Genomic DNA, 5192 nt, shown 5'->3' on the forward strand with positions numbered 1-5192 from the left:
GCAGGCGTCGGCGGGCAGTTCAGGGCTGGGCTGGTTCATCGTTGGCACCTCCGGCAGCGGCGCTTTCCGGCCCGCCGCGCTGCCAGCACACCACGTCCTCGCGCGTCCTGCCGTTGCGCGCATCGCGCAGGGCGTTGTCGAGCAGGGTCTGATCGAAGCCCGGCATTGCGCGCAGCCGTGCCAGCAGCGCCTCGTGGTTGACCGCGTCGAGCGGCGTCACGCAGCCTTGCTGGCGGCCGTCGGGGCGTTCCTCGCCGACCAGGATCAGCCAGGCCTTGCCGGTCCACGGCGCGCGCCGCGAGACCCGCGCGACCACGCGCTCCAGCGCCTGCCATTCGACCTCTTCGCGCTGGCCGTCGGGACGATGGACCACCAGGCGGTCGTCGAACAGATTGACGATGAACGGCTGTTCCGGCTCCGCCTGCGTTCGCGACGCCGTCGTGTTGCCATCGGCACCGCCGAACAGTTTTCTCAACCAGCTGACCATTACAACTCACTCCGTTCGCGCATCAGCGCCTCTATCTCGTCGGCGTCGACCGGGACGCCGCGGGTCATCAATTCACAGGGACCGTCGGCCGTGACCACCGCGTCATCCTCGATGCGGATGCCGATATGCCAGTAGCGCTCCGGTACGTCCTCGGCCGGGCGGACGTAGATGCCGGGCTCGATCGTCAGCACCATGCCGGTCTCGAGCGGGCGCCACGGGCGTTCGCCTTCGGCGGGGGCCGGGCCGGGCACGCGGTACTCGCCGACGTCGTGCACGTCCATGCCGAGCCAGTGGCCGGTGCGGTGCATATAGAAACGCCGATAGCTGCCGCTGGCGATCACGTCGTCGACGCCGCCTTCCTTGTTCCGGTCCAGCAGGCCGGTGTCGAGCATGCCCTGCGCCAGCACGCGCACCGCCGCGTCATGCGGCACGTTGTACGGCACGCCGACGCGCGTCTGGTCGATGGCAGCCTGCTGCGCGGCCAGCACCAGATCGTAGAGCTCGCGCTGCGCCGGCGAGAAGCGGCCCGACACGGGAAAGGTCCGCGTGATATCGGACGCGTAGCCGTCCAGTTCGCAGCCGGCGTCGATCAGGCACAGGTCGCCGTCGCGCAGTTCGGCCGGGCCGGCGCGATAGTGCAGCACGCAGGCGTTGGGGCCGGCGGCGACGATCGAGTTGTAGGCCACGCTCTGCGCGCCGTTGCGGCGGAATTCGTACAGCAGCTCGGCTTCCAGATGGTATTCGCGCAGGCCGGCGCGGCTGGCCTGCATCGCGCGCACATGGGCCTGGGCCGAAATCTGCGCGGCGCGGCGCATGATGTCGAGCTCGCCGGCGTCCTTGAACAGCCGCATCTCGTCGAGCAGCGTGCGGATGTCGAGCGCGCTCGACGGCGCCACCACGCCGGCGCGGCCCTGCGTGCGCACCGCGTCGAGCCAGCGGCGCACCTGCATGTCGATGCGGGTCGAAGCGGCCAGCGGATACGCGATCAGATTCTGGTTGGCGAGCAGCTGCGGCAGCTGGGCGTCGATCTCCTCGATCGAGTGGGCCTCGTTGAAGCCGAACACCTCGCGTGCCGCTTCGGGGCCGTAGCGGAAGCCGTCCCAGATCTCGCGCTCTTCGTGCTTGGGGCGGCAGAACAGGATGCTGCGGTCGCTGCCGCCGGCCGGCGCGGCAATCAGCACCAGCACCGACTCGGGCTCGGTGAAGCCGCTCAGATAGTAGAAGTAGCTGTCGTGCCGGTACGGGAAGTCGCTGTCGCGGTTGCGCATCGCTTCCGGGGCCGTGGGCAGGATCGCCACGCCGCCGCCGGCGGCGCGCAGGTGGTCGAGCACGCGGGCGCGGCGCGCGCGACAGGCCTGGAGAAGGGCGGAATCTGGTGCGGACATGAGGGGACCGACTCGCATCGGGCAGGCAGTGGGCAATGGCCCGATTCTAACGCTGCTCGTTGCCGAGGTTGACGTGCGCGGCGAGGAGGTCTCGCCGATGCCTCCACGTCGTTCCTGCGCGGGCGGGGGCCTCAGGGACGTCGAGGGCCGCGCGCCAGGCCGCCGAGCCGGGCCCGCGCGGCAACGACAGGCGATGACAGCCGTTGCGAGCGCGGCGCGTCCTAGCGCGACAGCGCGGCGTCCAGCGCGGCCAGCTGCGCGGGCGTGCCGACGTTCTCCCAGCGGCCCGCGAAGCGCTCGCCGGTGGCCAGGCCCGCCGCAATGGCGGCGCGGTAGAACGGCGTCATCGGCACCTTCTGCCCGGGCGCGATGCCGGCGAAGGTGCGCGTGTCGTACAGGCCGATATTGCCGAAGGTCAGGCGCGCAGCGCCCTCGGCCAGCGGCGCCTCGCCCGGCAGCGACAGCTTGCCATCGGCGCCGAGCGCGAAATCGCCCTCGGGGTGGAACGGCGGATTGGGCACCATCACCAGATGCATGCGCGGTTCGGGCGAGGCCGCCATCGCCGCGGCGCGCGGCAGCAGCGCGCGGAAGTCGTAGTCGCAATAAATGTCGCCCGATACCGCGACGAAGATCTCGCCCTTGCCATCGCGGCCGGTGCCGTCGTCCGCAGTGCCATCGCCGCCCTTGCCATCGCCACCGGTTCCTTCCCGCAGCAGCGGCAGCGCCTGCGCGATGCCGCCGGCGGTCTCCAGCGCTTCGCCCTCCGCCGAATAGGCCAGCCGCACGCCGAAGCGGCTGCCGTCGCCGAGCGCCGCCTCGATCTGCTCGCCCAGCCAGGCGTGGTTGATGACGATCTCGGTCAGGCCGGCGCGGGCCAGCGCCTCGATGGTCCAGGCGATCAGCGGCTTGCCTCCGACCTGCAGCAGCGGCTTCGGGCAGCCATCGGTCAGCGGGCGCATGCGCTCGCCGCGTCCGGCGGCGAAGATCATCGCTTTCAAATCAGGGTCTCCAGGACGAGCAGGGTGGCCATGCCGCCGGCGATGGTCCAGCCGATGCTGCGCGTGCGCGCGGCGATCACGATGGCCACCACGCCGGCGATCAGGCGGGCATTGTCGAGGCCGATGGCCAGCTGGCCATCGCGCATCAGCAGGTCGGGCGCGATCAGCGCCGACAGCATCGCCGCCGGCACGAACTGCAGCGCGGTGCGGAACCACGCCGGCAGACGCACCTTGCCTTCGACGGCGATAAAGGACAGGCGGATCAGATAGGTGGCCAGGCCCGCGGCCGCCATCACGCCCAGCAGCATCCACGGGCTCATGCGGCGCGCTCCTTGCCGGCGGGACCGCTCTGGCGCGGAAGCAGCAGCATGCCGACCGCGATGCCGCCCAGCGCCGCCGCCATCAGCCCGAGCTTGTGCGGCACGTTGAAGCACAGCACCGCCAGCACGCTGGCGGTTACCGCCGCGGCGATGTGCGAGCGGTGCTTCAGGCCGGGCACGATGATCGCGATGAAGGTCAGCGGCAGGAAGAAGTCCAGCGGCCAGTGGCGCGGCACCTGGGCGCCGACCAGCACGCCGGCCAGCGTCGACAGTTGCCAGCTGCTCCACAGCGCGAAGCCCGCGCCGAAGAAGTACCAGTGCCGGTAGCGCCGTTGCACCGGGTCGTCGCCGAGCCGCCGGGTCATCGCGGCAAAGGCCTCGTCGGTCAGCAGATAGGCGATCAGCGCCTTCCAGCGGCGCGGCAGATGCGCCAGCGCGGGAGCGATGGTGGCCGAGTAGAGCGCGTGGCGCAGATTGACCATCGCGACCGTGGTGGCGACGATCGCCGCCGGCGTGCCCGCCGCCCACAACTGCGTCAGGATCATCTGCGAGGCGCCGCCGAAGACGATCGCGCTCATCGCGCAGGCCAGCCACGCGGGCATGCCGGCGCCGACCGCCAGCACGCCGTAGATCAGGCCGAACGGCACCACGCCCAGCAGCATCGGCGCCAGCGCGCGCACGCCGGCCCACCATTCACCGCGCCGGGTCGGGCCGCTTTCCGCGTCCATCAGAAGGTATAGCCCGCCGGGCGCTCGACGCCTTCGAGCGTATCGAACAGCCGCACCAGCTTGCGCAGCTCGCCGTAGCGGCCCGCCACCGCGCGAGCGTACTTCAGCACCAGCGGCATGTTGGCCAGGTAGCCGTCCTTGCCGTCGCGATGGTAGAGGCGCGCGAAGATGCCGAGCACCTTCAGATGGCGCTGCAGACCCATCCATTCGAAGTCGCGATAGAACTCGCCGAAGTCGCCGGCCACCGGCAGGCCGGCCTTGCGGGCGCGCTCCCAGTAGCGGATCAGCCAGTCCAGCTGCAGCTCCTCGTCCCATTCGATATAGGCGTCGCGCCACAGCGAGACCGCATCGTAGGTGATCGGGCCGATCACCGCGTCCTGGAAGTCGAGGATGCCGGGGTTGCCGCCCTTGTCGTCCCCGTCGAGCACCATCAGGTTGCGCGAATGGTAGTCGCGGTGCACGTAGACCTGCGGCTGGGCCAGGTTGTTGGCGAGCAGGGTTTGCATGACCTCGCTCAGGTCCGCCTGCTGGCCGGCATCGAGTTCCACGCCCAGATGGCGCGCCACGTACCACTGCGGGAACAGGTCCAGCTCGCGCTGCAGCAGTTCGCGGTCGTAGGCGGGCAGCGCGCCCGGCCGGGTCGCGGCCTGGATCCTGACCAGCGCCGCGGCGGCGTCGCCGTACAGCGTGCGCGCGGTGGTGATGTCCAGCTTCGACAGATAGGTGGTGTTGCCAAGGTCCGCCAGCAGCAGGAAGCCCTGCGACAGGTCCTGCGCCAGCACGGTCGGCACCGTGACGCCGGCCTCGCCGAACAGCGCGGCGACATGGATGAAGGGGCGGCAGTCCTCACGGGCGGGCGGGGCGTCCATCGCGATCACGGTCGGATGCGCGGGATTGTCGGTGCGCAGCCGGAAGTAGCGGCGGAAGCTGGCGTCGGCCGAAGCCGGTACGCAGGATTCGGGATCGATGGACCAATCCGGAGCGAGTCCGGACACCCACGCTTTGAGCTGGTCCTGGCGCGGGTCGAGGGGAAGTGCTGCCATGCCGGAAAGGGTCGATAAGTTGCCCCGTATAATACCCGACCAGACCCGGGCGCCGGGCGGCTCCCAGGTGGGCCGTCCTGTGCCTGGCAGCCTGTTTGGACGGTGGCTGCGCGGTTCTGCGCAACCGTCCCGCCGTCCGACCGACGACCCGCTCGCATGACCGAACAACAACGATCACCGAATCACACCGCAATCCAGGCGCCGGGCCGCCAGCCCGGGCGCCGGCCAGTC

6 protein-coding genes are annotated in these 5192 nt (G+C 70.6%); all 6 read right to left on the reverse strand.

Going from position 1 to position 5192, the window contains the following annotated elements; genetic code table 11:
- Positions 1–19 precede the first annotated feature (19 nt).
- Positions 20–487 (reverse strand): hypothetical protein, encoded by a 468-nt coding sequence (locus AC6EI8_RS23860; RefSeq protein WP_226107292.1) that lies wholly within the window; start codon positions 485–487, stop codon positions 20–22.
- Entirely contained in the window at positions 487–1872 is a 1386-nt protein-coding gene (locus tag AC6EI8_RS23865) for an aminopeptidase P N-terminal domain-containing protein (protein ID WP_498383053.1), read from the reverse strand. Before AC6EI8_RS23865 ends, AC6EI8_RS23860 begins: the two co-directional genes overlap by 1 nt.
- 221 nt (positions 1873–2093) lie before the next feature.
- Positions 2094–2870: an N-acetylmuramate alpha-1-phosphate uridylyltransferase MurU gene (gene murU / locus AC6EI8_RS23870; protein ID WP_498383054.1), complete on the reverse strand. Its 777-nt coding sequence runs from the start codon at positions 2868–2870 to the stop codon at positions 2094–2096.
- Positions 2867–3190 carry an AzlD domain-containing protein gene (locus tag AC6EI8_RS23875; RefSeq protein WP_149316783.1) on the reverse strand — a complete coding sequence of 108 codons (324 nt, stop codon included), beginning with the start codon at positions 3188–3190 and terminating at the stop codon, positions 2867–2869. Before AC6EI8_RS23875 ends, murU begins: the two co-directional genes overlap by 4 nt.
- A complete protein-coding gene (locus AC6EI8_RS23880; protein ID WP_265632764.1) occupies positions 3187–3918 on the reverse strand; it encodes an AzlC family ABC transporter permease in 732 nt (243 codons plus the stop codon). Before AC6EI8_RS23880 ends, AC6EI8_RS23875 begins: the two co-directional genes overlap by 4 nt.
- On the reverse strand, positions 3918–4961 hold the full coding sequence (locus tag AC6EI8_RS23885) for an aminoglycoside phosphotransferase family protein (protein ID WP_149316785.1): 1044 nt from the start codon (positions 4959–4961) through the stop codon (positions 3918–3920). The genes AC6EI8_RS23880 and AC6EI8_RS23885 overlap by 1 nt, the downstream gene beginning before the upstream one ends.
- Positions 4962–5192 lie beyond the last annotated feature (231 nt).

The sequence above is a fragment of the Cupriavidus sp. R6-3 genome (genome assembly GCF_059772245.1).

Bases quoted from the DNA above. Each gene is read 5' to 3' on its own strand.
- AC6EI8_RS23875 (WP_149316783.1), bottom strand. From the start codon at position 3,190: ATGAGCCCGTGGATGCTGCTGGGCGTGATGGCGGCCGCGGGCCTGGCC.
- AC6EI8_RS23865 (WP_498383053.1), bottom strand. From the start codon at position 1,872: ATGTCCGCACCAGATTCCGCCCTTCTCCAGGCCTGTCGCGCGCGCCGC.
- AC6EI8_RS23860 (WP_226107292.1), bottom strand. From the start codon at position 487: ATGGTCAGCTGGTTGAGAAAACTGTTCGGCGGTGCCGATGGCAACACG.
- AC6EI8_RS23880 (WP_265632764.1), bottom strand. From the start codon at position 3,918: ATGGACGCGGAAAGCGGCCCGACCCGGCGCGGTGAATGGTGGGCCGGC.
- AC6EI8_RS23885 (WP_149316785.1), bottom strand. From the start codon at position 4,961: ATGGCAGCACTTCCCCTCGACCCGCGCCAGGACCAGCTCAAAGCGTGG.